This is a genomic window from Micromonospora sp. NPDC047756 (assembly GCF_055587245.1).
The window spans coordinates 495,709-518,732 of sequence record NZ_JBVJGQ010000005.1 but is presented as its reverse complement, the minus strand read 5'-3'; the positions used below and the strand labels follow the sequence as shown (position 1 = coordinate 518,732).

Sequence of the window (23,024 nt, the reverse complement as noted above, 5' to 3'; positions counted from 1 at the left end):
AGACCTGGCGGGCGACAGCTCACCCGAGCCGTTCCCTCATCAATTAGTTGAGTAGGGCACTCGTAGCCCTAGTTGGGCAGACGCTCAGCTCAGCGTCAGAGGCTGTGGATGGACGGGTTCGTGAGGCGAGAACGCGTGTTGGCGCTGCTCGACGGCATGCTCTCCCGGGTGCAGCGGGGTGGCCGTGCGGGGCGGCCTGGGCGAGCCCTCCTCATGCGAGGTCGCCGACGGGTGGGCAAGTCCCGACTGGTCGAGGAGTTCGTGGAGCGGTCCGGGGTGCCGCACCTCTTCTTCACCGCCTCCGCGCAGCCGACCGTCGCAGCCGAGCTCGCCCTCTTCGTGGAGGCCGCCGCAACCTCCACCCTGCCCGGTGCGCAGATCCTTCGCCAGCAGCGACCACAGACCTGGGATGCCGCGCTGACGCTGCTGGCCGCCGCGCTGCCGACCGACCGGCCGAGCGTCGTCGTCCTGGACGAGATGCCGTACCTCATCGCGGGAGACCCGGGCTTCGAGGGAACACTGCAGAAGATCTTCGATCGCGAGCTGTCCCGGCGGCCGGTCCTCCTGATCTGCGTCGGATCGGACCTGGCCATGATGGAAGCCCTCAACGACTACGGCCGGCCGTTCCACCAGCGGGCCACGGAGATGGTCGTTCCGCCGCTGAGCCCCGCCGACGTCAGCGACATGCTCGGCCTGTCCGCCGCCGACGCGTTCGACGCCTACCTGATCTCCGGCGGTCTGCCGCTGATCCTCGACGAGTGGCCGACCGGTGCGTCCGTCCACGACTACCTGACCGACGCGGTACGGGATCCGACCTCCGCGCTGCTGGTGAGCGGTGAGCGGGCACTGGCGGCGGAGTTCCCGCCCCAGTCCCAGGCGGGTCTGGTGCTGCGGGCCATCGGCTCCGGTGAGCGGACCTTCTCACTGATCTCCCGCGCCGCGGGTGACCTTCCACAGGCGTCCCTCAACCGCGCCCTGCGTCTGCTGACCCAGAAGAGGGCCGTGGAGGTCGCCGTTCCGCTCTCGACGAAGCCGTCGCGGGAGACCCGGTACGCGGTGGCCGACCCCTACCTACGCTTCTGGTTGTCGTTCCTGGGGCCGCACCTCTCCGAGATCGAGCGGGGGCGTGGCGACCTGACCCTGGGCCGGATCGACCGGTCGTGGGCGTCCTGGAGGGGGCGGGCCATCGAACCTGTCGTCCGGGAAGCCCTGCGCCGGCTGCCCGGTGACCACCTGCCGGCGCAGGCGGCGACGATCGGCGGCTACTGGACCCGGACCAACGACCCGGAGATCGACATCGTCGGGGCCGACCGTGGGCCCGTCGCTCAGCGGATCAGTTTCGTCGGATCGGTCAAGTGGCAGGAGAGCCGGCCCTTCGACGCGCATGACCTGGGCCGGCTGCTCCTGCACCGGTCTCTGCTTCCCGGCGCCGACGAGTCGGTGCCGCTCGTCGCCGTGTCCCGCAGCGGCACGGCGGTGGACGGCATCCGGATGCTGTCGGCGGAGGATCTGCTTACCGCGTACCGGAATTGAACTTTCGTCCGGTGTCCGCCGTACCCATGGCCGAGGATGTCGGTGCGGTAGGTCCGCCGTACCGCTGCCGAACTGCGGGAGGCCTGCCGTGCGAGTTGGTGAGCAGTCGACGGATCCCATCGATCAGGTACTGGGTGAGGTGCCGATGCCGGCACCACTGACCCCGGAGGATGTCCGGCTCGCGGTCCGGGCGGTGGTCGTGCACACCGCCGAGGAGTGGCCCAATGGGCCGCTGTGCCGCAACGACGGCGCCTCCTACCCGTGCCGACTGCACCGCTGGGGGCGTCGGGTGTTGGAGACACACGGGCTCAACGAGCGGCAGATCGAGGCGTTGATCCGGCATGGCAATCCGTTCGTGCACGTGCCGTTTCCGTTCACGGCGACCGGGCCGTCGCGGCAACAGACCGCGCGCGTCCCCCAGGGGATACGGCCCACCACTACCGGCCGGCCGGTGACTCCCCCCGTCACCGCGCCGCGCTGGCCCCGGGCGAGCTGAGCGCTGTCCCCCTCCGCCCACCCGGCCCGGGGCGACACGACGTCGGCCCGGCGCGGAGATTCCCCCCTCCGCGTCGGACCGACGTCGCTCTGAGCGGTCGACTCAGTTGCCGACCCCGCAGTCCGGGGCGGACCAACTCGTCGTGTTCGAGCTGTCGTCGCTGTTGTTCTCCCGGCGCGAGTCCACGTGCACGTGGTCGTCGTGGTCGGGGTAGCCCGGCCCGTAGATCCCACTGAAGCCGTTGTTGCGGGCGCCGCGGGCGACCTGGCACAGCGAGGACGTCCGTGAGGTCACGTCGGCCGCGTTGCCGTACAGGTGTTGGCTGTCGGACGCGCCGCCGACCTGGTTGTTGCAGGCGCTGCTGCGGAAGCCACTCGACACGTAGAGCGGCTTGTCGCCGAGGCTCTTGCGCAGCGCCTCCAGCTTCCACATGGTCCGCAGCGCGTTCTGCTTGGTCTGGTTCGCCGACAGCGGGCCGCCGCTCCACCCGCTTCCGCCGCACCCGTTGTCCAACTCGCTGTAGGTGAAGTGCGCGGGCGTGCAGTCGTTGTCCTGGAGTTGGTAGAGCTTGGCGAAGGTCTGTGGGCCGGCGATGCCGTCGGCGCGCAGCCCGTACGCCTGCTGGAACCGCTTGACCGCGGCTGCCGTCTTCGGCCCGTAGCGGCCGTCGTTCTCCACGATGTCCCGGTAGCCGGCCCACCCGGCGACCCGGATCTGCAACTGGCGGACGTCATCGCCGGAACGCCCCTGGGCCAGGGTGCGGTTCCAGGTGTAACAGCCGTCCGCGTGTGCCGCCGGTGCGGCGACCACCGTGGCGATCGCGGCCCCGGGCAGTGCCAGCGCGAATGCGACGGCGACCCGCTTCAAGGTGTTTACGCGCACAGAAGTCCTCCCGATAGGAGAGCGAATGGGGTGGCTCCAGGACATCGACCGAGAAGTCCCGTGATTTCCACCCTCGCACTGATCAGTGCCGTTGGAGGTGGTTAACGAGAATCATGCTCACAATCTGCTGTGCCTGGGTATTGGCTGGGAATTCGGCTGATTTGCGAAACAGCCATTTCCGCCGGATCACCCCTCCTGCGGTCAAGGGCACCGAACGTCGCAATCTGCCACACGGAGGGTGATGTTCCCGGGGTGATCGCGGCCGGTAACGTCAGCCCCGGGCGTCGGACTGGCGGAGGTGCACGTGGCACGCGGTGGCGTCTTCTGTGTCGAGGGTCAGTGGCACCGCGACCTCAACGAGCGGGGCTCGGTGCTGCCCACGCTGGAGCTGCTGGAGCGGCTGGGCAAGATCCGCTTCATCCACAAGGACGCGGCGACCCGCGACGAGTTGTTCTACTTCCTGGACCGATGGCTGCTCAAGCAGTACGCCGACCACCGGGTCGGCTTCTTCGCCATGCACGGCGAGCCGAGCCGGCTCTGCCTCACCGACTGGCAGTCGGTCGAGTTGAACGAGGTGGCCGAGCTGATGGCCGGCCGCGCGGAGGGGCGGCGACTCTATTTCGGCAGCTGCTCGGTGCTGCGCGCCTCGGACGCGGTGCTACGCGAGTTCCTGGAGGTCACCGGAGCCGCTCTCATCTGCGGTTTCACCCGGGAAGTCGACTGGGTCGAATCGGCGGCCTTCGAAACCGTGCTCCTCGACGTGCTGGCCAACGGCCAGCGACACAATGCCGCCGAACTGCGGATGGGCTCCGCCCACTGGGCGCCGCTCGCGTCGTACCTCGGCTTTCGGGTGATCTACGCCAACGGTCGGGCCTGGCGTCCGTCCGGCCGTCCCCGGGTGCCCACCCAGGCGGCGCGCCGCGCCGCGGCCCGACCCCGCTGACCCGCCGCCGCCGCTGCGCCCGCCCCCTGGTAGGAACGGGGAATGGCACGCAGCATCGCAACAAACACCCGGGTCGAGCGGGACGGCCTGCTCGACTTCCTCCGGCCGCGACACCGCGTCGTGCTGATGACCACCCGGGCCGACGGGCGACCGCAGTCCTCCCCGGTCTCGGCCGGGGTCGACGAGCAGGGACGGCTGGTCGTCTCCACCTACCCCGAGCGGGCCAAGGTGAGCAACATTCGTCGCGACCCGCGGGTCTCGGCCTGCGTGCTCAGTGACGACTGGAACGGCCCCTGGGTGCAGATCGACGGCACCGCCGAGGTGCTCGACCTGCCCGAGGCGCTGGAGCCGCTCGTCGAGTACTTCCGCAGCATCTCCGGTGAGCACCCGGACTGGGACGACTACCGGGCGGCAATGGTGCGTCAGGGCAAGTCGCTGATCCGGGTCACCATCGACGCCTGGAGTCCGATCGCCACCGGTGGCTTCCCGGCCCGCCTCGCCTAGATCGCGCGCCACCTCGCCCGCTGCCCACTCGCGTCGATCTGGCGGCCAACCCCGAGCTTCCGATCCTTTGCTCTGCTTACCTGGCTGCGCCATTCGGCGTCATGTCGCAGATAGGCAAGCAGAGCAAAGGCGGGTTGGGCGGGGAGCAACTGTCGGCGGAGGGGCACGACAAGGGGCAGCAGGTGACCGTCAGTCGACCAGGGCGGCGTAGACGAGTTGGCGTAGCTGGGAGCGGAGCGGGTAGGTGCTCGACGGCATCAGCTGGGTGAACAGCAGCGCGGTGATCTCCTCGGCCGGGTCGACCCAGAACGCGGTGCTGGCCACCCCACCCCAGTAGTACTCGCCGACGCTGCTGGGCACCCGGCTGGGGATCGGGTCGTCGACCACCGCGAAGCCGAGACCGAAGCCGATCCCGTCCAGCGTGGTCTCGGCGAAGCCGCCGGTGGAGAGGGTGCCCAGGTCCTGACCGCCGGGCAGGTGGTTGCGGGTCATGAACCGCACCGTGCGCGGCCCGAGCAACCGGACGCCGTCGAGCTCGCCGCCGCGCAGCAGCAACTGGGTGAACCGGTGGTAGTCGGCGGCGCTGGAGATCAGACCACCACCGCCGGAGAGCAGCGCCGGCTTGCTGAACGCGAGCGACCCCAGGCTGTCGTAGCGGACGGCCCGGCCGCTGCGCGGATCCGGTACGTAGAGCGCGGCCAACCGGTCGGCCTCGTCGCCGTCGGCCCACCAGCGGGTGTCGGTCATGCCCAGCGGGCCGAAGATCCGGTCGGCGAAGAACGCGTCGAGGCTCTGCCCGGAGATCACCTCGACGAGGCGGCCGAGCACGTCGGTGGCGACGGAGTAGCCCCACGCCGAGCCGGGCTGGAACAGCAGCGGCAGCTCGCCGAAGGCCGCGCAGGCGCCGGCCAGGTCGACGTCCGCGGGCGGGTACAGGTCGTAGCCGGCCGCCCGGTAGAGCCCGTCGACCACCGAGGTCTGCATGAAGCCGTACGTCAGACCGGCCGTGTGGGTGAGCAGGTGCCAGACCCGGATCGGCTCTGCCGCCGGCACCGTGTACGGCTTGAGCGCCGACCCCTTGGAATAGACCCGCAGGTCGGCGAACTCGGGCAGCCAGCGGCTGATCTCGTCGGTCAGCTCGAACCGGCCCTCCTCCCACAGCATCATCGCCGCGACCGAGGTGACCGGCTTGGTCATCGAGTAGATCCGCCACAGGGTGTCGGCCTCGACCGGTGCGCCCGACTCGCGGTCGCGCAGCCCGTACGTCGAGGAGTGCGCCACCTCGCCGCGCCGGGTGACCACCACCTGCCAGCCGGCCAGCCGACCGTCGTCGACGTACCGGCCGAAGTGCTCGTCGATCCGCGCCAGCCGCGCCGGGTCGAAACCGATCTGATCCGGGTCCTTGCTCCGAGCCACACTCACGCCGCCGAACCTACTCGCCGGTACACCGGTGCCGGAAGGGGGCCGGCACCGGCCCGCCGACCGTCGGCTGCCGGCCCGCGCCCACTAGCCTGGCCGGATGCCGGAGTTGACCGAGGACGTGACCTTCCGCAACGAGGACTGGTACGCCGAGGAGTTGACCGACCGGCACTTCGTGGGCTGCGAATTCTTCGGGGTGGACCTGACCGAGGCGGTGAGCAGGGGTGCGGTCTTCACCGGGTGCACGTTCGGCAACGTGGCGTTCAACGCCTCCCGGCATGTCGACTCCGCCTTCACCCGTTGCGTGTTTCGGCGGTGCAATTTCTTCGAGGCCGAGTTCACCGGCTGCAAGCTGGTCGGCAGCACCTTCAGCGAGTGCGATCTGCGTCCCTTGACGGTGGACGGCGGTGACTGGTCCTTCGTCGCGTTGCCCGGCGCCGACCTGCGTGGCGTCCGGCTGACCGGGGTGCGCATGCGCGAGGTGGACCTCACCAGGGCCAACCTCACCGGTGCTACGGTCACCGGAGTCGATCTTTCCGGTGCGCAGTTGACCAACGTCCGGCTCGACGGCGCCGACCTGCGGGGCAGCGATCTCACCGCGCTGGACCCGACGGTCGTCGAACGGGCCGGTGCCGTGATCGACGTCGAGCAGGCGGTGGTCGTCGCGCAACTGCTCGGCTTCCGGATCGGCTGACCCGCAAAGGGCTTCTGGTCTGCCCAGGTGCCCGTTCCGAGCGGTCGGGGTTGTCCGGCAGCGTCCCATTGTGGGCTGGACACGTCCGGCAGTCCGGATCTAGCGTGTCGTCCACGCCCGGGTGAACGTGAAACTGCCCACAGTGGTTGGTGTGGTCCTCGGCGGTCCAAGAACGGCCGGGCGGCGGAGTTGGAGGGGTCGGTGGCGGACGAAGACCGCACGCGGGCTGGTTCGAGGGCTGGCGATACGCCGTCCAAGCACCGTCCGCGTGCCATTACCGCCGGGACGACCCGCAGCGTGTTGCGCCGCGCCCGACAGCGGCGGCGCTGGGCGGTGGAGGGAGCCGCCGTACTCGTCTGCCTGGTGGTGTTGGTCTCGTATCTCGCCACCCGGTCCGGTCCGGCGCCGGGCGACGACCAGGCGGGTCCGGCCGGCGTTTCCGCCCGTTCCCCCGGTTTCCCGGCCGCCGAGGGGCGTACCGGTGAGGCGGGGCCGGCGACGCCCGGCCTGCGTCCGCGCCAGCGCCCACCCTCGCCGGACCCGACGCCGTCGGCCAGCACGCCCGCCCCGCCTCCGCCGCCGAAGCTCGGTTCGCCGGCGCTGACGGTGAGCCGGGGCGAGATGCCCGCCATCGTCGACCTCACCGCGGTGGGCGCCCGGGACTGGGTCCACTGGGGGGAACGTGGCGGCAGGTCGATGAACCGCAAGCGTTCCGGCTCCGGCGAGATCATTGACGGGGGTGGACCGGGCCGGCGGATCGGTTGGGACGGCAACCAGGAGTACGTGCGCTGGGCCGACGGCACGCCGGAGCGGTCGACGGACGGCAGCTCCAACGGCGTCTACGCGTGCGGTGCCGGGAACGGGTTCAGCCTCGCCGTCGCCGGCAGTGGCGAGCCGCGCACGGTCCAGCTCTACGGTGGCACCTGGATGGCCCGGGGGCGACTGGAAGCGCGGCTGTCCACCGGAGGGCCCGCCAGCATCGCCCGACTGGAAGACCCCTACACCAGTCAGAGCGCCCAGTTCACCATCCGCTTCACAGTGCCCAAGGGTGCCCGGCTGCTGCTCAACTGGACCGTCGAGAAGGTCTTCACGCAGCACTGCGGCAACGTCGGCCTCCAGGCCGTGACGGTGCGTTGACTGACTGACTGATCGCTGTGGGTCGGCCAGCGGGACAGTTTGTCCGTCGCGGACCGTCGAACACGTCGTAGCTTTCTGCTGTCCCCATCCGACCATCCAGTGTGGAGGCAGCGCCGATGAGCAGCAGCACCGCCCACCGCGTCCGTCGTGTCGCTTCGTCCGGCACCGGTGAAGCGTCCGGGGAGGTTCTTCGCGACATCCCCCTGCCGCCGTACGTGACAGGCGAGGACACCCAGTTCGCCGTACGGGCGGTGGTGGTGCACGCCCCCCGACGGTGGTCCGGGGGTGTGGTCTGCCGCAACGACGCCAGCCCGCACCCGTGCCGCCTGCACCGCTGGGGCACCCGGGTGCTGGCGCTGCGCGGGCTGCGGGCCGCCGAGATCGCCGCCCTCATCGAACGCGGTGACCCGACGGCGGTGGTCCCCCCACCGGACCGTCCGGCCTGAGCGCTCGCCGGCGCCCGGGAGGCGCGCCCGCGCCTCCCGGCCGCTGTTCAGCAGGTGATCGGCTTGACCCAGGAACACTCGACGCCCTCCGGGGTACGCGGCGTCTCTGGCACCGCCGGCGGGGCCACCCGTGCCGTCGACGTGCCAGCCTCGCGGAAGCCGGCAAGCGCAACGGCGATCTGGTCCTCGAGCGACTTCACCGACGCCGTCAGGTAGTTGTTGAGCAGGATGGAGAACGCCAGCAGTCGGCCATCGGCGCTGGTCACGTAGCCGGAGAGCCCGGAGACACCGGTCAGGCTGCCGGTTTTGGCGTGCACGTTGCCCGCAGCCGGCGTACCGGCCATCCGGCTGCGCAGGGTGCCGCCGGTGAACCGCTCCGGCTGACCGGCGATCGGCAGCGCCGCGTACCAGGTCGCGAACCACGGTTCGGCCCGGACGGCGCTCAGCAGGTCGACGAACTCCGCCGCCGGGATCAGGTTGCGCCGGGACAATCCCGAGCCGTCACGCTGGCGCAGTCTTCCGGTGTCCATTCCGGTGTCGGCGACGTACTCGCTGATCGCGGTGAGACCGGCCGTCCAGGTGCCGGCGCCGGAGAGCACCCGACCGATCTCCTTGGTCAACACCTCGGCGTGCCCGTTGTTGGACAGCTTCAGAAATGGCGTCATCAGCTCGGCGAGGCTCATCGAGTCGTGGCGCGCCACCGGTTGCGCCGTCTCCGGGGTGGGCTGGCCGAGCACGGTCCGGCCGAGCACCCGGACGCCGTGTCGGTGCAGCGCCGACCGGAACACGTCGGCCGCGTAGCCGGTGGGTTCCCAGACGGTGACCCAGTCGCTGGCGGGCTCGTCCCCGACGGCGATCTGACCGGTCACCACGACGGTGTTGCCGCCGTGCTCGCGCTCGATCGAGATCGAGGTCTCGCCGTCGCTGACCGTTCGGGCGCGGTTGTCGACCTTGACGTACCCGGTCGCGGGGGTGGTGGTGACCACCGGCGGCGCGCCGGCCCGGTCGGCCGGTGCGGCGTGCACGATGACGGTGCCCGCGTCGTAGTCGGTGTTCGGGGCGACGGTGAGCGCGGAGACCTGCGCGGCGTAGTAGTAGGGCTCGTCGTCCCAGGTCCAGTCGGGGCCGAGTCGGGTGTTGTCGTAGCGGGTGTCGTCGGCGATCAGGTTTCCGGTGACCACCCGTACGCCGTCGGCGGCGACCCGCGCGGCGAGCGCGTCGTAGTCGGCGGCGAGCATTGTCGGATCGCCCCCACCGCGCAGGTATAGGTTGCCGGAGAGCAGGCCGGCGCGGCGCTTCCCGCCGGCGAGCACGTCGGTGCCGAAGCGGTGCCCCGGGCCGAGCAGCTCAAGGGCCGCGGTTGAGGTCAGCAGCTTGGTGTTGGACGCCGGGACCAGCCGCCGGTCGCCGTTGCGGTCGTAGAGCGTCTGGCCCGTGCTGGTGTCGACGACCACGACCGACGCCTGCGCGCCGGCCAGCCGGGTGTCGGCGAGGATCGTGTCGATGGTGGCGTGCAGGCGGGTCGTCGCGGGGGTGGGCGACTCGGCTGTGGCACCGGGCGCGGCGGCGGTGGCCGCGGTGGCGACCAGCGCGAGCAGCGCGAGGGCCCGGGGAAAGTGACGACGATGCATCCGCTGATGCTGTCACGGAGATATTCGCCAGAAAAGGGCCTCAGGCGAAAGATATTACCGTCCAGGTCATTTCGGCCTGCCGACCGTCTTCTCGTGGCCACCCCAGTAGTGCCGCTGCGCCCCCATGACCAGTGGTGCGACGAGCGCGGCGAGCGCCCCACCGAGCAGCGGGAAGACGATGAACACCCAGAGTTGCCGCAGCGCCACACCGCCCTCGAAGACCGCCGGGCCGAACGCGCGGGCCGGATTGACCGCGGCCCCGGTCAGCGTCACACCCACCAGTTGGGTCACGGCCAGGGCCAGGCCGATGGCCAGCCCGGCGGTGCCCGGATTCTCGCTCCGACTGGTCACCACCAGCACCACCAGCACGAAGAGGAAGGTCAGCACGACTTCCAGCACGGCTGCCCCGCCCCGGTTGATGTGCGCGCCGTAACCGTTGGTGCCCAGGGCCCCGGTCTGGTCCGCGACGTCACCCCAGCGGGTGAGCGCCCAGAGCACGAAGGCCGCGACTGTCGCGCCGACGAACTGCGCGATCCAGTACGCCACCGCGCCGAGCACCGAGATCTTGCCGGAGAGCAGCACACCGAGCGTCACCGCAGGGTTGACGTGGCTGCCGGAGAGGGGCCCGATCGTGTAGACGAGGGCCACCATCACGAACCCGAAGGCCAACGCCACCACCACCACGCCGCCCTGGACCCGGGCGGCGACTGCGCTGCCCACTCCGAAGAACACCAGCAGCAGGGTGCCGAGGAATTCGGCCGCGTACCGACGGAAGTCGCTCATCAACTCAGCGTAAGTGCAGGTCACCGGGCTGAAGCCGGAATGGCCGTCTGTGATCGGCGCGACGGTCCAGGACGGGCACAGCGGTGACGTCCGGCGCGTTGTAGCCCACGTGGACACCCACTCCCCGCCCACCGAGCCGCGGCGCCCGGCTTCCGAGCAGGTCAGTGCCTACTTCGCCGCGTACGAGCGGGCCTTCGAGCTGCCGGTGCGGCGGCCGGTGCGGGTCCGGGGGGTGCACTCCCGCCCGGACGGACGACTGGACGTGCGCACCGACCGGGGCACCTGGACCGCCCGGGCCCTGATCAACGCCACCGGCACCTGGACGCGACCGTTCTGGCCGCACTATCCGGGCCGGTCGACGTTCCGGGGACGCCAGTTGCACACCGCCGACTACCGCGGGCCCGCCGAGTTCACCGGCCTGCGCGTGGTGGTGGTCGGCGGCGGCACCTCGACCGGCTACCCATCTTCGACCGGATCACGCCCGACGGGGTGGCCTGGACGGATGGGCGGAACGTGTCGGCGGACGTGATCCTCTGGTGCACCGGCTTCCGGGCTGCCATCGACCATCTCGCCCCGCTGGGGCTGCGCGCGCCGGGCGGCGGTATCACCATGGACGGCACCCGGGTGGTCGCCGACGCCCGGGTTCACCTGGTCGGGTACGGCCCCTCGGCCAGCACGATCGGAGCCAACCGGGCCGGCCGCGCGGCGGTCAACGAGATTCGCGCCTGGCTGGCGCCGGCCGCCGCTCTCCACTGACCTGGCTCTATTTGACGGATGCTCGGCCAGCGGGCACGGTGGGAGTGACGGGGCCGTCAGCTGCCCCGATTCGATGCGACGGCGATGATCGTTCGCCCCTCTGTCGCCTCCCACGTGTGCTCGTACGCGGACCGACTGTCCGGTCCGCGCGGTATCCGACCGCGAGCCGACAATCCACGAGGAGTTCCGTCAATGCTCACCATGACCGACAACGCCGTGCTGGTCATCCGTGACCTCGCCAACCAACAGGACGTCGCCCAGGACGGCGGTGTGCGAATCGCCGCCGACACCGAGGCAGGCTCGCTCACCGTCGAGCTGGTGCCCGAACCGGCACAGGGGGATCGGGTGGTCGACAACCAGGGCGCCCGGATCTTCCTGGACGAGGACGCCGCCGAGCTGCTCGGGGACGCGTCGGTGGACGCGACGGTCGACGACGAGGGCATCATCCAGTTCGGCTTCACCGAGAAGCAGTAGACCCCACCCTCAGCGCAGCGATCGTCCCCGCTGCGGTGGTGGCCCCTGCCCGGGGTGCCACCGCGGCGCGCCGTCGCCGGCCGGATGCGACAGCGTGGCGAGCACGTGGGCCAGGTGGTGCGAGGTGCTCCACGCCGCCCAGTTGGCGGTCGAGCCGGCCCCGGCGCCCCGGCGGGCCCGGCGCAGCAGCTCGTGGTCACCCCAGGAGAAGGCCGCGCCGATGGTCGGCCAGTGCGGTGCCGACACCAGCGTGCGACACAGGTCGGCGAACCGGTCGTCGCCCCGGCCGCCGCGTCGCGCCCAGCGGTAGACCCACCAGCTGCCGTCGTCGGTGTAGCGCACGGTCGGCAACCGGTCGCCAGGGTCACCTCCACCCGGCCCGGCCGGGTGGACGCCGTAGTCGCCGTAGTCGACCCCGGCGTCGGCCAGCCGCCGCCACAGTCGCCAGTCCCACCGGTCCAGTTGGACCGGCTCGTCGGTGGGCAACCGGGACAACGTCGGAGGCATCCCGCCGGCCGCCACCGTCACCGACCGCCAGGCGTGCCGGCGTGCCCAGTCCAGCAGGTGGCGTACCCGGGGCTCGGCGGTCCGCACATCCGCCGGGCAGCAGACGTCCCCCGCGTCCACCAGCAGGTCGCACTCCTCCGGGGCGAGGCCGGTGAACCGCCAGATCCGTTCCACCGCTGTGGTGCTCGCGTCCGGCCCGGCCCGGTCCTGACCGGCCCGGAGCCGGACGAGCGCCCGCCGGCCGTACGCCCGCGCCGCCGCGCCGTGCGCGACCAGCCGGTGGTCGCCCTCGGAGAGCCCGATCACCGGCACCACCGGTACGCCCCAACGGGTCAGCTCCGCCTCGGGGACGTCGGGCAGTGCGCTGACGTCGACGGCGGGCAGCAGCCCGGACGGCATCCGACGAATGGCATCCATCGTGGACGGACCGATCTCACCGATCTCCAGGATCGGGGCGACCAGCGTGGCGTGCGCGGGATCGAGGTGGCTCAGGGCCTCAAGCTCGCCCCGTCGGTTGGCGAGGATGGGGCGGTAGACCGGTGCCGCCGCCCGGCCCCCGTGGGCGGGCACCATACTTCAATCTAGCCAGGCGTACCGACATGCCCCAGGAATGTAAGCCGGAATTCGGCTGTCCGACTGTCGGTTCGGCGACTAGCATCCCCCGATGCCCACGCCGACCCACCGTTACCGAACCGACGACGAGGACAGCGCGCGCTGGAGCGGGTTCCCGTTCCGCGACGGTGACATCGTGATCAGCACCCGCTCCAAGAGCGGCACCACCTGGATGCAGATGATCTGTGCGCTCCTGGTGCTGCGTACCCCGCAGTTGCCGGCGCCGCTGACAGTGCTGTCGCCGTGGCTGGACTGGTTGGTCGAGCCGCAGGCCACCGTGTACGACCGGCTGGCCGCCCAACCGCACCGGCGGTTCATCAAGACGCACACCCCGCTGGACGGGATTCCGCTCGATCCTCGGGCGCACTACGTGGTGGTGGCCCGGCACCCGCTGGACATGGCGGTCTCCCTCTACCACCAGGGCGCGAACCTGGATCGGGTACGCCTCGCCGAGCTGACCGGCCAACCCGTCCCGACCGGGGAATCTCCGCAGCGGCCCTCGGCGCGGGAGTGGTTGCCGAGCTGGGTCGACCGGGAGGCGGACCCGCGCGCCGAGCTGGATTCGCTGCCCGGGGTGCTGATGCACCTCACTGACGCGTGGGCCCGCCGGCACGAGCCGAACGTCGAGCTGGTGCACTACGACGACCTGTTGGCCGATCTGGGCGGTGAGATGCGCCGGCTGGCCGACCGATGGAAGCTCCCGAGCCCGGGGCCGGCCTTGGTGGAGGCGGCCACCTTCGGTCGCATGCGGGAGCAGGCCGACCGGCTCGCGCCGGACACGCTCGGCGTGCTGCGTGACCGCCAGGCGTTCTTTCGCCGGGGCGGCTCAGGTCAGGGGCGCGATCTCCTGAACGAGGCCGGCCTCGCCCGCTACCAGCGACGGGTCGCGGCGTTGGCGCCACCCGACCTGCTCACCTGGCTGCATCGCTGAGCCACAAGAGCGCGCGGCGCCGCTCCGTGGTCGGAACGTCGCCGCGCTCTGGCCGTCTCCCACCACCGCAGCCGTTCGGCGGTACGTCGGCGGGGACCTGGCTCGACCGGCCGTTCGCGCCGGTCCGCTCCTCGATCCCCGGTACGTGCGGATCCAAACCCTCCCAGCGTGGGGAATTCCACCATTCGTGAAGCCCGGCGTGGCACACCGCCGGACGGGGTATGAGCGTGGACATGGAGCATTTCACTATCGCGACTGTCGCCGAGCAGAGCCCGGATTTCCGGCGCGTGCTGTGGACCGGTGAGCACACCCAGTTGGTCATCATGACCATCCCCGTCGACGGGGAGATCGGCGAGGAGGTGCACGAGGACATCGACCAGATCCTCACCTTCGTGAGCGGCGTCGGCGAGGCGCGGGTCGCCGGCTCGAAGCGGAAGGTCGTCGCGGGCGACCTGGTCGTGGTGCCGGCGGGCACCAAGCACAACTTCGTCAACACCGGCCCCAACCCGCTGGTGCTCTACACGGTGTACGGGCCGCCGGAGCACGCCGACAAGGCGGTGCACAAGACCAAGGAAGAGGCCGACGCGGCCGAGGCGGCGGGCGAGGACGAGCCACCGACCGAGTGATTCGTCCGCCGAGCGATGCCCGATGGGCAACCGGCCAGCCAAGGAGCCGCCGAGGGCAATGTCGGGCAGAGCCTGATGTCTGTGAGTCATCGTGATGACTCACAGACATCAGAGTCAACAGAACAGCATGCTCCGGCCCCGCCGGTGACTCCGCCCAGCCTGTCGAGGGCCTTCTCGTTTCCGCGATGTCACTGGCGCTGTTCGCGTCCGGGAAGACGTCCGGCCTGATCCGGGCCGATTCGGGTACCCCCGGCGGGTGGAGCAGCAGCCGCAGATCTCCGACTACGGGTTCCTGTCGGACTCCCGTTCGGGTGCCCTGGTCGGCAAGGACGGCTCGATCGACTGGTGGTGCCCGAACCGGTTCGACGGGGCGTCCGTGTTCGCGCGGTTGCTCGACCCTGGAGCCGGTCACTTCCGGCTGGCGCCGGTCGGGGCCGGCGGCCCGGGTCACCGGGTGGAGCGCGCGTATCTGCCGGACACGTTGGTGCTGCGAACGGTGCACCACACGCCGCACGGCAGTGTGGCGGTCACCGACGCGCTGGCCGCCGAGGTCGGCGCCCGCGCCCACGAGTTGGGCAAGAACTCACCCGCCGTGCTGATCCGGGTCGTTGAGGGGATCTCCGGGCGGGTACGGATGGCGTTGGACTTCGCGCCCCGCCCGGAGTACGGCCTGCTCACGCCGTACCTGCACGAGCAGCCGGACGGCGGGGTGCTGGCCGGTGCCGGCCCGGTGGTGCTGATGTTGCGTGCCGGCGGCCTGCACCTGCGGGCGGGCACCGACCGGGTGAGCCACGAGTTCGAGGTCTCCGCCGGTCAGGTGATCGGGATGGACCTCGCGTTCGGCGAGGCGTACGGCGACCCGCCGGCCCGGGTGGACCCGCTGACCAGCCTCGCCGAGACGACGCAGGCGTGGCGGGCGTTCCGGGAGACGCACACCTACTCCGGTCGCTACCCCGAACTCGTCACGCACAGCGCGACGGTCCTGACCGGCCTCACGTACGCCCGCAGTGGCGCGGTCGCCGCCGCGTTGACCTCCTCGTTGCCGGAACAGATCGGCGGCGACCGGAACTACGACTACCGCTACTCCTGGTTGCGGGACTTCTCGTTGACCATGCGGGCTCTCTGGGTGGCGGCCTGCCCCGACGAGACGTCGCGGCTGTTCACCTGGGCGACCCGCTCGATCGGGCGGTTCGGCGACGAGCCCGTGCCGGTGCTCTTCGGGCTGGAGGGGGAACGCGACCTCTCCGAGCACCACTGCAACCACCTGCGCGGCTACCGCGACAGTCGACCCGTGCGGGTCGGCAACGACGCCTGGCGGCAGCGGCAGCTCGACGTGCCGGGTGAGGTGATGTCGGCGGTGTGGCGGCTGCGCGACTACCTGGGCACGCGGTTCGAGGACGAGCTTCTGGAGATGGTGCTCGGGCTGACCGAGCAGGTGGCCACGACGTGGCACCTGCCGGACCGGGGCATCTGGGAGACCCGCGACGAGGAGCGCCACTACCTCTCGTCCAAGGTGTCCTGCTGGTTGACCATGGACCGGGCGGTGGGGCTCGCCGACCGGCTCGGGGATCGGGCCGACCCCCGTCGCTGGGCGCGGGTCCGCGACGAGATCCGCGACACGGTGCTGCGCGAGGGGTGGAACGATCGGATCGGCGCGTTCACCGGCGCGTTCGGATCGCCGGAGCTGGACGCCTCGGTGCTCGCCCTGCCGGTCACGCACTTCCTGCCGGCCACCGACCCGCGGATGCGCTCGACGATCGCGATGGTCGAGCGTGAGCTGGGCACCGAGGACGGCCTGCTGCGGCGCTGGACCACCGACCCGGCCGGATTCCTGCTGTGCTCGTTCTGGCTGGTGGAGTGCCTGGTGATGACGGGTGAGCCGAAGCGCGCCGAGGCGCTCTTCGAGCGGGTCGTCGGGTACTCCAACGACGTGGGACTGTTCAGCGAGCAGATCGACCTCACCACCGGCGCGCAACTGGGCAACACGCCACAGGCGCTCTCGCACATCGGGCTGATCAACGCGGCCTGGCGGATCACCCAGCCGGAGAGCTACTGATCCGACCGGCGAGGGTGCCAACGGGGCGCGCCGTCACCTCAGGCCATCAGGGGTACGCCGGAGACGTCGACGGTGTCCGGATATTTCAGCCCGGCACCGGTGTTGAGCACCACCACCCGTTCGCCGGCCCGGATCCACCCGCCCGCGCGCAACTGCCGGGCCGCTGTGAGGCAGGCCGCCCCCTCCGGGCAGAGCAGCAGCCCCTCCCGGGCGGCGAAGTCCCGCAGATCGGCCAGGATGTCCGCGTCGTCGACGGCGACCGCCGTGCCGGAGGACTCCCGCAGCGCCGCCAGGATCAGCTCGTCGCCCAGCGGGGCCGGCACCGTGATGCCGAACGCCACGGTGTGCGCGTCCGTCCACGGCTGGGCCCGATCCTCGCCGGCGGCGAAGGCCCGCACGATCGGGGCGCAGCCGGTGGACTGCACCGCCACCAGCCGAGGCAGCTTGTCGCCGATCCAGCCGAGCTCGCGCAGCTCGTGCATCGCCTTGTGGATGCCGATCAGGCCCACCCCGCCGCCGGTCGGATAGATGATCACGTCGGGCGCCTGCCAGCCGAGCTGCTCGACGATTTCGTACCCCATCGTCTTCTTGCCCTCCAGGCGATAGGGCTCGCGCAGCGTGCCGGCGTCGAAGATCGTCCCGTTCGACTCCGCGATCAGCTCGGCCACCCGCCGACCGGCGTCACCGATCAGCCCGTCGACCAGGCGCAGGTCGGCGCCGGCGGCGACACACTCGCGCCGGCAGATGCCCGGCGCCTCCAGGGGCATGACGATCGTCGCGCCCATCGCGGCCCGCGCGGCGTACGTGGCCCAGGCCGACCCGGCGTTGCCGTTGGTGGGCATCGCGATCCGCTCGACGCCCAGCTCGCGGGCCCGGCTCACCCCGACCGCCGCGCCCCGGGCCTTGAACGAGCCGGTCGGGATCAGCCCCTCGTCCTTGACCATCAGATCCGCGATGCCGATCTCCATGCCGTACGCCGGAGCGCGCAACAGTGGCGTCCAGCCCTCACCCAGCGTGGTGACGTGCCGAGGGTCGGCGACCGGCAGCAGCTCCCGGTAGCGCCACAGGTCGGCCGGGCGCAGCGGAAAGTGTTCCGGGGTGACCGCGGTCGCCACGGCCGGCAGGTCGTAGCGGGCCAGCAGCGGCGACCCGCACTCGCAGAGATTCTGTAACCGGTCGGCGGCGTGCTCCTTGCCGCAGCGCGGGCAGTCCAGGTGAGTCAGGTACACGTCGCTCCTCGCCGTCACACCGCGTCGATGCTCAGCCGGTGCCGGCTGCGCCCGGGAACCACGGCGGAGTCTGCCAGTGCGTACCGGACAAGACCAGCCATCGAGCAGCACCCGGCGTTGCGTGGCGGCCGGTGGACCGGTGCGCTGGACGTCGGAGTGTCCGGTTCGCTCGGCGGCCGGGGGCGCGGCGGGGTAGAACGGACCTCATGGACCTCACCGACCAGCCCACCGTCCTGCTCCCCGGTGACGTGCGGATGCCCCTGCTCGGCTTCGGCACCTGGCAGGCCACCGGCCAGGCCGGTTACGACGCCGTGCTGGCCGCGCTGGACACCGGCTACCGGCACCTCGACACCGCCACCGTGTACGGCAACGAGCGGGAGGTCGGCCGCGCGGTACGCGAGAGCGGGCTGCGCCGCGACGACGTCTTCATCACCACCAAGCTCCCACCCAACCGGGTGGGCCAGGAACGCGCCACGCTGGAGGCCAGCCTGGAGGCGCTCGGCGTCGACCACCTGGACCTCTGGCTGATCCACTGGCCGCCGTCGTCGCCGACGGACAGCATCCCGCTCTGGCGGGAGTTGATCGCCGCCCGGGACGAGAACCTCACCCGGGCGATCGGTGTCAGCAACTACAGCACCGCGCAGATCGACGAGCTGATCCAGTCCACCGAGGAGAACCCGGCGGTCAACCAGATCGAGTGGAGCCCCGCGCTGTACGACCGGCAGCGGCACGCCGAGCACCGGGACCGGGGCGTGGTGCTGGAGGGGTACAGCCCGTTCAAGACCAGCGACCTCAGTGACCCGGTGCTGGTCAGGATCGCCGCCGCGCACGGTGTGTCGCCGGCCCAGGTGGTGCTGCGGTGGCACATCGACCACGAGATCGTGGCGATTCCGAAGTCGGTGACCCCGGAGCGGATCACCGCCAACTTCGACGTCTTCCACTTCTCGCTCACGGCGGAGGAGATGCGCGACATCGACGCGCTCGGCCAGGTCTGATCGGCGAATTCCTTCAGTACGTGACCCGGCAGTGAAGGGTATCGACATCGACGTACGTGACGGTATAGCGTCCCGTCATCACGTTCGTCGATCCGTTCGTACCCGCCAGTCGCTGGAGGATCGCCATGGCCCGAACCCCGTCCATCCGTCTGCCCCGTCGTGGGGTGCTCGGCATCCCCGCCCTGGTGGTCGCCGCGCTGACCGTCGTCACCCGACCCGCCGCCGCGAGCGCCGCGCCGAAGGCCGAATGCCTCGCCGACCTGCTCCAGGACGCCTGATGGCGACGATTCCCTGGCTGGTGGACGTCCTGCGCGCCGCCGGGGTCCAGGTCGTCGTCGAGGGGGACTGGCTCAACCGGATGCGGCCCGGCTCGTTCGACCCGATCGGGGTGCTCTGGCACCACACCGCCTCGACCTCCAGCGCCAGCAATCCGCACCCGGCACTCGGCATCTGCATCAACGGTCGGTCCGACCTACCGGGCCCGCTGTGCCAGGCGCTCGTCGACTACAACGGTGTCTTCCACGTCATCTCCGCCGGTCGGTGCAACCACGCCGGAGTCAGCGGCGGCAGCGGACCGATCCCCGCCGGGGACGGCAACACCCTGATGATCGGGTGGGAGATCGACTACAACGGTGTCAACCAGGAGATGACCACCGCGCAGTACAGCGCGTCGCTCGCCGCCACCGCCGCCGTCCTCACCCGGCTCGGGCGGGACAGCAGCTATGCCCGAGGCCACCGGGAGACCAGCACCACCGGCAAGATCGACCCGTCCTTCATCGACCTGAACGTCATGCGCGCCGACGTGGCGGCGAGGATGACCGGCGGCGGCACGGCCTGGTCCTCCACCGTGGACAACACCACCAGTGGTCGGTTCACCGCCAGCGCCAACTGGGGTGTGTCGTCGTACTCCAGTCAGCGCTACGGCGCCGACTACCGGTACGCGGACCCGGTCGCCGCCAGCGACGTCGCGTGGTACCGGTTCAACGTCCCGGCCACCGCCACCTACCGGGTCGAGGCCTGGTGGCCCGCGAACTCCGGCTACAGCAGCGCCGCCCCGTACATCGTCGCCACGAGCGCCGGCAACCAGACCGTCCGGGTCGACCAACGGGCCACCGGCGGGCAGTGGCGTGTCCTCGGCACGTTCCCGCTGCCGGCAGGGGACGCCAACCGGGTCGGCGTGAGCCGGTGGAGCAACACCACCGGCCTGGTCATCGCCGACGCCGTACGCCTCACCCGGGTCTGACCTCGGCTGGCCCTGGTTCGACGACCCGGCTCCCGGGAAGTCGGGGTGTTCCGAGCACGCGGATGCCCCGACTTCATGGGATCGGAGTGGACCGAGGCGGCGGCAACTCGGGCCGGGCCGGCACGCGCGCGTCCGGAGACCGACGACCGCGGGTCGCGCACGGAGAGGTGCACTTGCCGGTGCCGAGCCCGTCGGTGCCCGCACGATGGAGCCACGAGCCGTGTACCTCGTTGACGTGGACGTCGCCACCCGCCCGCGTGTAGGACGCCTGCCAGTCGCGGATGGTCTCGTAGGCGCCGTGGTCGAGATAGTCCAGGTGCAGTTCGAGTTCGACGTGCTGTCCCGGAGGCAGGGCGGCGAGTCGGCGGGTGAGCCGGCCGGAGGCGACGAACGCGAGTGTTCCGGTGATCGACACGAGCCACGCGCCGGACGTCGGCTCGGTGACGTGGATCTCGCACCGGGCCAACCGCCACAACATGAAGAGCACCGCCGTCGCCATGCCCAGCCCGACCCCGATGAGCAGGTCCGTCGCGGCCACGCCGACGGCGGTGACCACGTAGATGGGCAGCTCCCGGTGTCGGGCGTACGTGCGGATCTGGGCGAGGCTCACCAGCCGTACGCCGACCACCACGAGGACCGCGGCGAGCGCGGCCATCGGGATCATCTCCAGCAGCACGGCGCCGGCCATCACGAACCCGGCGATCCAGACTCCGTGCAGGATGGCCGAGGCGCGAGTGCGTGCCCCGGCCGCGACGTTGGCCGAGCTGCGCACGATGACGCCGGTGACCGGGAGGCCGCCGAGCGTTCCGGACACGGCGTTCGCGGTGCCCTGGGCGATGAGTTCGCGATCGAGGTTCGCCCGTGGGTCGTGGTGCATCCGGTCGACGGCTACCGCCGAGAGAAGAGACTCCACGCTCGCCACCAGGGCGATGGTGAGGACTGCCGGGAGAACCTCCCACAGCGGTGCGTCGGGCCAGCGGGCGAAGGTGATCGCGCTCAGGGGGTTGGCCGGCAGATCGACCCGCTCCACGTCGGCGCCGGTGGCCGTCGCGACCACGGTGGCGACCACCACCGCCACCAGGGTCGCGGGCAGCATGGTGGTCTTGACCAGCCGCGACCAGACCAGCAACAGCGTCATGGTCAGCGCGCCGAGCAGCACTGACACACTGTGGTAGTCGGCGACCTGGCCGGGTAGGTCACGGAGATTCGCCCACGCCGAACTCTGGGGCGCTCCGCCGAGCGCGACGTGGACCTGGCTCAACGCGATGACCAGGCCGATGCCGGCCAGCATCCCGTGTACGACTGTTGGCGACAGAGCGAGCGCGGCCCGCCCGAGGCGGGTGATGCCCAGCAGGATCTGCAGGAGCCCGGCGACCGTCACGATCGCGGCCGTGCCGGCGAAGCCGAACTCGGCGATGGTGCCCGCGACGATCACCGTGAGCCCCGCCGCCGGCCCACTGACCTGGAGCGGCGCCCCGCTGAGCGCGCCGGCGACGATGCCGCCCACGACGGCCGCGATCAGCCCGGCCAGCAGCGGCGCTCCGGAGGCGGCGGCGATGCCCAGGGACAACGGGATGGCGATCAGGAAGACGACGACCGACGACGAGACATCGTGCCGAAATGACCTTAAAGCCGACATCTACCAAAAGGTACTTAGATAATATTAATGCATAGTTAAGCGTGATTCTTTCATCCTCGATATGGCGATTGGTCGCGCGGAATTTCCACCGCCGGTCTGCGTCAACCCGCGAGCAGCGACGTGCGGGGGCGTGACCGTCCAGGTCACGCCCCCGCCGTGGTGGTGTCGGCTCAGTTGCGGGAGCAGTTCGCCCCGTTGAGCGAGAAGCTTGTCGGCGACGAGTACGACCCGCTCAGGCTGCCCTGGTAGCCGAAGCTCGCGGTGCCGCCGGGCGCGATCGACCCGTTGTGGCCCACGTTGCGGGCGGTCACCGCTGACCCGCTCTGGCTCACCGTGGCGTTCCACGCGCTGGTGACCGTCTGCCCGCTGGGCAGCGAGTAGTTGAGCGTCCAGCCGTTGATCGCGCTCGACCCGGTGTTGGTGATCTGCACGTCGGCGGTGAAGCCGTTGTTCCAGGAGTTCGCCGTGTACTTCACCGCGCAGCTCGCGCCGCCGCTCGGCGGCGGGGTCGTCGGGTTGGTCGGCGGCTGGCCGCCACCGTTGACGCTGGCCGAGAACGAGTTCACCGCGAGGCCGACGCCGCCCTGCCACGGCTCGAAGCCGGCCTGGATGCTGGTCAGGTACCAGGAGTTGGTGATCGCGCCCCGGTTACGGGTGTCGTTGATGAAGTCCAGCACGCTGAAGTTCAGGCTGGAGATCGCCGATTGCGCGACGTAGGAGATGACGTTGTTGGAGCCGTTGCTGCCCCGCCAGACCTCCCAGGTGCGGCCGGCGAGGTTGGTGGTGCCGACCACCGAGCCGATGGGCTGGATCGAGCCCTGCCGGTTGAGCCAGATCATGATCTCCATCTGGTTCACCCCGTCCCGCTTGGGCGACGGGTCCAGCCAGATGTCGTACGACGCGTTGTAGGTGGCGCCGCTGACGTACCGGTAGGAGATGCTGCTGGTGGCGCTGCTGATCTGACTCACCTGCATCGGCAGGTTCGTGCCGGGGGAGCAGTTGGTGTAGTGACAACCGAAGAACACCGAGGGGTACGCCGTCGGCGCCCCGTTGGTGGGGCTGCTGCCATTCAGCGTTCTGATCTCGAAGCCGTTGTTGGTGACGTTGATGCACTGCTGGGCGGTGGTGCCCCAGCGGTTGTTCTGCACCACGTAGCGGCCCTGGATGGTGGTCGAGCCGTACTGGTCACAGATCAGGGTGTCGGCGGAGGCGTTGCCACCGAGAGCCACGGCCACCAGCGAACTGGCGACCAGCAACCCGGCGGCGGCCAGGGCTCGAATACGACGTTTCATGACGCTCCTTGACTCGGCGCGTGCCGGGCGCCGGATGTGGTGGGGTGGTACGGGAGCGCTCCCACGCTCAACCACACATTTACATGCCTGAAACTGCTGCGCAACCGTCCGCGTCGATCCGGCGAATTGTGAGGATTGCCATTCCCCGCCGGACGGCTGCCGACGGACGGCCAGCCAAGCGGCCCGGGTCGCCGAC

Annotated in this window: 24 protein-coding genes; 16 read left to right on the top strand and 8 right to left on the bottom strand. The window is 70.8% G+C overall.

Annotation, left to right across the window (positions count from 1 at the left end; all coding sequences use genetic code 11):
* Positions 1–120: 120 nt before the first annotated feature.
* Positions 121–1,533, top strand: coding sequence for an ATP-binding protein (locus tag ACZ6NZ_RS19080; protein ID WP_465859349.1), 1,413 nt, complete (start codon positions 121–123; stop codon positions 1,531–1,533).
* Positions 1,534–1,678: 145 nt separating this feature from the next.
* The gene (locus ACZ6NZ_RS19075; protein ID WP_366610577.1) at positions 1,679–2,029 is read left to right on the top strand and encodes a hypothetical protein; all 351 of its coding nucleotides are present in this window, start codon (positions 1,679–1,681) and stop codon (positions 2,027–2,029) included.
* 102 nt (positions 2,030–2,131) lie between these two features.
* On the opposite strand, the gene ACZ6NZ_RS19070 is transcribed toward ACZ6NZ_RS19075, so the two are convergent.
* A complete protein-coding gene (locus tag ACZ6NZ_RS19070) occupies positions 2,132–2,911 on the bottom strand; it encodes a D-Ala-D-Ala carboxypeptidase family metallohydrolase (protein ID WP_465859348.1) in 780 nt (259 codons plus the stop codon).
* A gap of 304 nt (positions 2,912–3,215) precedes the next feature.
* Between ACZ6NZ_RS19070 and ACZ6NZ_RS19065 the strand changes: the two genes are divergently transcribed.
* Together ACZ6NZ_RS19065 and ACZ6NZ_RS19060 are read left to right on the top strand one after the other, a co-directional pair.
* Positions 3,216–3,854, top strand: coding sequence for a DUF6642 family protein (locus ACZ6NZ_RS19065; protein ID WP_366610581.1), 639 nt, complete (start codon positions 3,216–3,218; stop codon positions 3,852–3,854).
* Between the two features lie 42 nt (positions 3,855–3,896).
* A complete protein-coding gene (locus tag ACZ6NZ_RS19060) occupies positions 3,897–4,358 on the top strand; it encodes a PPOX class F420-dependent oxidoreductase (RefSeq protein ID WP_465859347.1) in 462 nt (153 codons plus the stop codon).
* A 189-nt stretch (positions 4,359–4,547) separates the two neighbouring features.
* On the opposite strand, the gene ACZ6NZ_RS19055 is transcribed toward ACZ6NZ_RS19060, so the two are convergent.
* On the bottom strand, positions 4,548–5,780 hold the full coding sequence (locus ACZ6NZ_RS19055; protein WP_465859346.1) for a serine hydrolase domain-containing protein: 1,233 nt from the start codon (positions 5,778–5,780) through the stop codon (positions 4,548–4,550).
* 97 nt (positions 5,781–5,877) lie between these two features.
* Here ACZ6NZ_RS19055 and ACZ6NZ_RS19050 point away from each other — a divergent pair, with 97 nt between their 5' ends.
* The 3 genes from ACZ6NZ_RS19050 (at position 5,878) to ACZ6NZ_RS19040 (ending at position 8,054) form a co-directional block, all read left to right on the top strand.
* Positions 5,878–6,471, top strand: coding sequence for a pentapeptide repeat-containing protein (locus tag ACZ6NZ_RS19050; protein WP_465859345.1), 594 nt, complete (start codon positions 5,878–5,880; stop codon positions 6,469–6,471).
* Positions 6,472–6,768: 297 nt separating this feature from the next.
* Positions 6,769–7,608, top strand: coding sequence for a hypothetical protein (locus tag ACZ6NZ_RS19045; protein ID WP_465859344.1), 840 nt, complete (start codon positions 6,769–6,771; stop codon positions 7,606–7,608).
* Between the two features lie 116 nt (positions 7,609–7,724).
* Complete coding sequence (locus ACZ6NZ_RS19040; protein WP_279517138.1) at positions 7,725–8,054, top strand: hypothetical protein; 330 nt, start codon at positions 7,725–7,727, stop codon at positions 8,052–8,054.
* Between the two features lie 47 nt (positions 8,055–8,101).
* Here ACZ6NZ_RS19040 and dacB read toward each other — a convergent pair whose 3' ends face one another.
* Both dacB and ACZ6NZ_RS19030 read right to left on the bottom strand, forming a co-directional pair.
* Positions 8,102–9,685: a D-alanyl-D-alanine carboxypeptidase/D-alanyl-D-alanine endopeptidase gene (gene dacB / locus ACZ6NZ_RS19035; RefSeq protein WP_465859343.1), complete on the bottom strand. Its 1,584-nt coding sequence runs from the start codon at positions 9,683–9,685 to the stop codon at positions 8,102–8,104.
* 66 nt (positions 9,686–9,751) lie between these two features.
* Positions 9,752–10,468 carry an MIP/aquaporin family protein gene (locus ACZ6NZ_RS19030; RefSeq protein ID WP_357227241.1) on the bottom strand — a complete coding sequence of 239 codons (717 nt, stop codon included), beginning with the start codon at positions 10,466–10,468 and terminating at the stop codon, positions 9,752–9,754.
* A 109-nt stretch (positions 10,469–10,577) separates the two neighbouring features.
* Here ACZ6NZ_RS19030 and ACZ6NZ_RS19025 point away from each other — a divergent pair, with 109 nt between their 5' ends.
* From ACZ6NZ_RS19025 to ACZ6NZ_RS19015, 3 genes are all read left to right on the top strand, one after another.
* Positions 10,578–10,997, top strand: coding sequence for an NAD(P)-binding domain-containing protein (locus ACZ6NZ_RS19025; protein ID WP_465859342.1), 420 nt, complete (start codon positions 10,578–10,580; stop codon positions 10,995–10,997).
* The gene (locus tag ACZ6NZ_RS19020; RefSeq protein WP_465859341.1) at positions 10,982–11,224 is read left to right on the top strand and encodes a hypothetical protein; all 243 of its coding nucleotides are present in this window, start codon (positions 10,982–10,984) and stop codon (positions 11,222–11,224) included. Before ACZ6NZ_RS19025 ends, ACZ6NZ_RS19020 begins: the two co-directional genes overlap by 16 nt.
* Before the next feature lie 192 nt (positions 11,225–11,416).
* Positions 11,417–11,698 carry an adhesin gene (locus tag ACZ6NZ_RS19015; RefSeq protein ID WP_179782354.1) on the top strand — a complete coding sequence of 94 codons (282 nt, stop codon included), beginning with the start codon at positions 11,417–11,419 and terminating at the stop codon, positions 11,696–11,698.
* Positions 11,699–11,707: 9 nt separating this feature from the next.
* On the opposite strand, the gene ACZ6NZ_RS19010 is transcribed toward ACZ6NZ_RS19015, so the two are convergent.
* Positions 11,708–12,778, bottom strand: coding sequence for a beta family protein (locus ACZ6NZ_RS19010; protein WP_465859340.1), 1,071 nt, complete (start codon positions 12,776–12,778; stop codon positions 11,708–11,710).
* Between the two features lie 91 nt (positions 12,779–12,869).
* Between ACZ6NZ_RS19010 and ACZ6NZ_RS19005 the strand changes: the two genes are divergently transcribed.
* From ACZ6NZ_RS19005 to ACZ6NZ_RS18995, 3 genes are all read left to right on the top strand, one after another.
* Positions 12,870–13,748, top strand: a complete 879-nt coding sequence (locus ACZ6NZ_RS19005; RefSeq protein WP_465859339.1) for a sulfotransferase domain-containing protein — start codon at positions 12,870–12,872, stop codon at positions 13,746–13,748.
* A 233-nt stretch (positions 13,749–13,981) separates the two neighbouring features.
* Positions 13,982–14,374 (top strand): cupin domain-containing protein, encoded by a 393-nt coding sequence (locus ACZ6NZ_RS19000; protein WP_366610590.1) that lies wholly within the window; start codon positions 13,982–13,984, stop codon positions 14,372–14,374.
* A 256-nt stretch (positions 14,375–14,630) separates the two neighbouring features.
* Positions 14,631–16,430, top strand: coding sequence for a glycoside hydrolase family 15 protein (locus tag ACZ6NZ_RS18995; protein ID WP_465859338.1), 1,800 nt, complete (start codon positions 14,631–14,633; stop codon positions 16,428–16,430).
* Between the two features lie 38 nt (positions 16,431–16,468).
* On the opposite strand, the gene ACZ6NZ_RS18990 is transcribed toward ACZ6NZ_RS18995, so the two are convergent.
* Positions 16,469–17,659 carry a threonine synthase gene (locus ACZ6NZ_RS18990; protein ID WP_366610593.1) on the bottom strand — a complete coding sequence of 397 codons (1,191 nt, stop codon included), beginning with the start codon at positions 17,657–17,659 and terminating at the stop codon, positions 16,469–16,471.
* A 206-nt stretch (positions 17,660–17,865) separates the two neighbouring features.
* Here ACZ6NZ_RS18990 and ACZ6NZ_RS18985 point away from each other — a divergent pair, with 206 nt between their 5' ends.
* The 3 genes from ACZ6NZ_RS18985 to ACZ6NZ_RS18975 all read left to right on the top strand — a co-directional run bounded on the left by ACZ6NZ_RS18985 (position 17,866) and on the right by ACZ6NZ_RS18975 (position 19,897).
* Positions 17,866–18,654 (top strand): aldo/keto reductase, encoded by a 789-nt coding sequence (locus ACZ6NZ_RS18985; RefSeq protein ID WP_465859337.1) that lies wholly within the window; start codon positions 17,866–17,868, stop codon positions 18,652–18,654.
* 125 nt (positions 18,655–18,779) lie between these two features.
* A complete protein-coding gene (locus ACZ6NZ_RS18980; protein ID WP_238666485.1) occupies positions 18,780–18,932 on the top strand; it encodes a hypothetical protein in 153 nt (50 codons plus the stop codon).
* Positions 18,932–19,897, top strand: coding sequence for a golvesin C-terminal-like domain-containing protein (locus ACZ6NZ_RS18975; RefSeq protein ID WP_465859336.1), 966 nt, complete (start codon positions 18,932–18,934; stop codon positions 19,895–19,897). Before ACZ6NZ_RS18980 ends, ACZ6NZ_RS18975 begins: the two co-directional genes overlap by 1 nt.
* A gap of 73 nt (positions 19,898–19,970) precedes the next feature.
* Here ACZ6NZ_RS18975 and ACZ6NZ_RS18970 read toward each other — a convergent pair whose 3' ends face one another.
* Positions 19,971–21,536, bottom strand: coding sequence for a SulP family inorganic anion transporter (locus ACZ6NZ_RS18970; protein WP_465859335.1), 1,566 nt, complete (start codon positions 21,534–21,536; stop codon positions 19,971–19,973).
* 170 nt (positions 21,537–21,706) lie between these two features.
* Entirely contained in the window at positions 21,707–22,828 is a 1,122-nt protein-coding gene (locus ACZ6NZ_RS18965) for a glycoside hydrolase family 12 protein (RefSeq protein WP_465859333.1), read from the bottom strand.
* Positions 22,829–23,024: the final 196 nt, after the last annotated feature.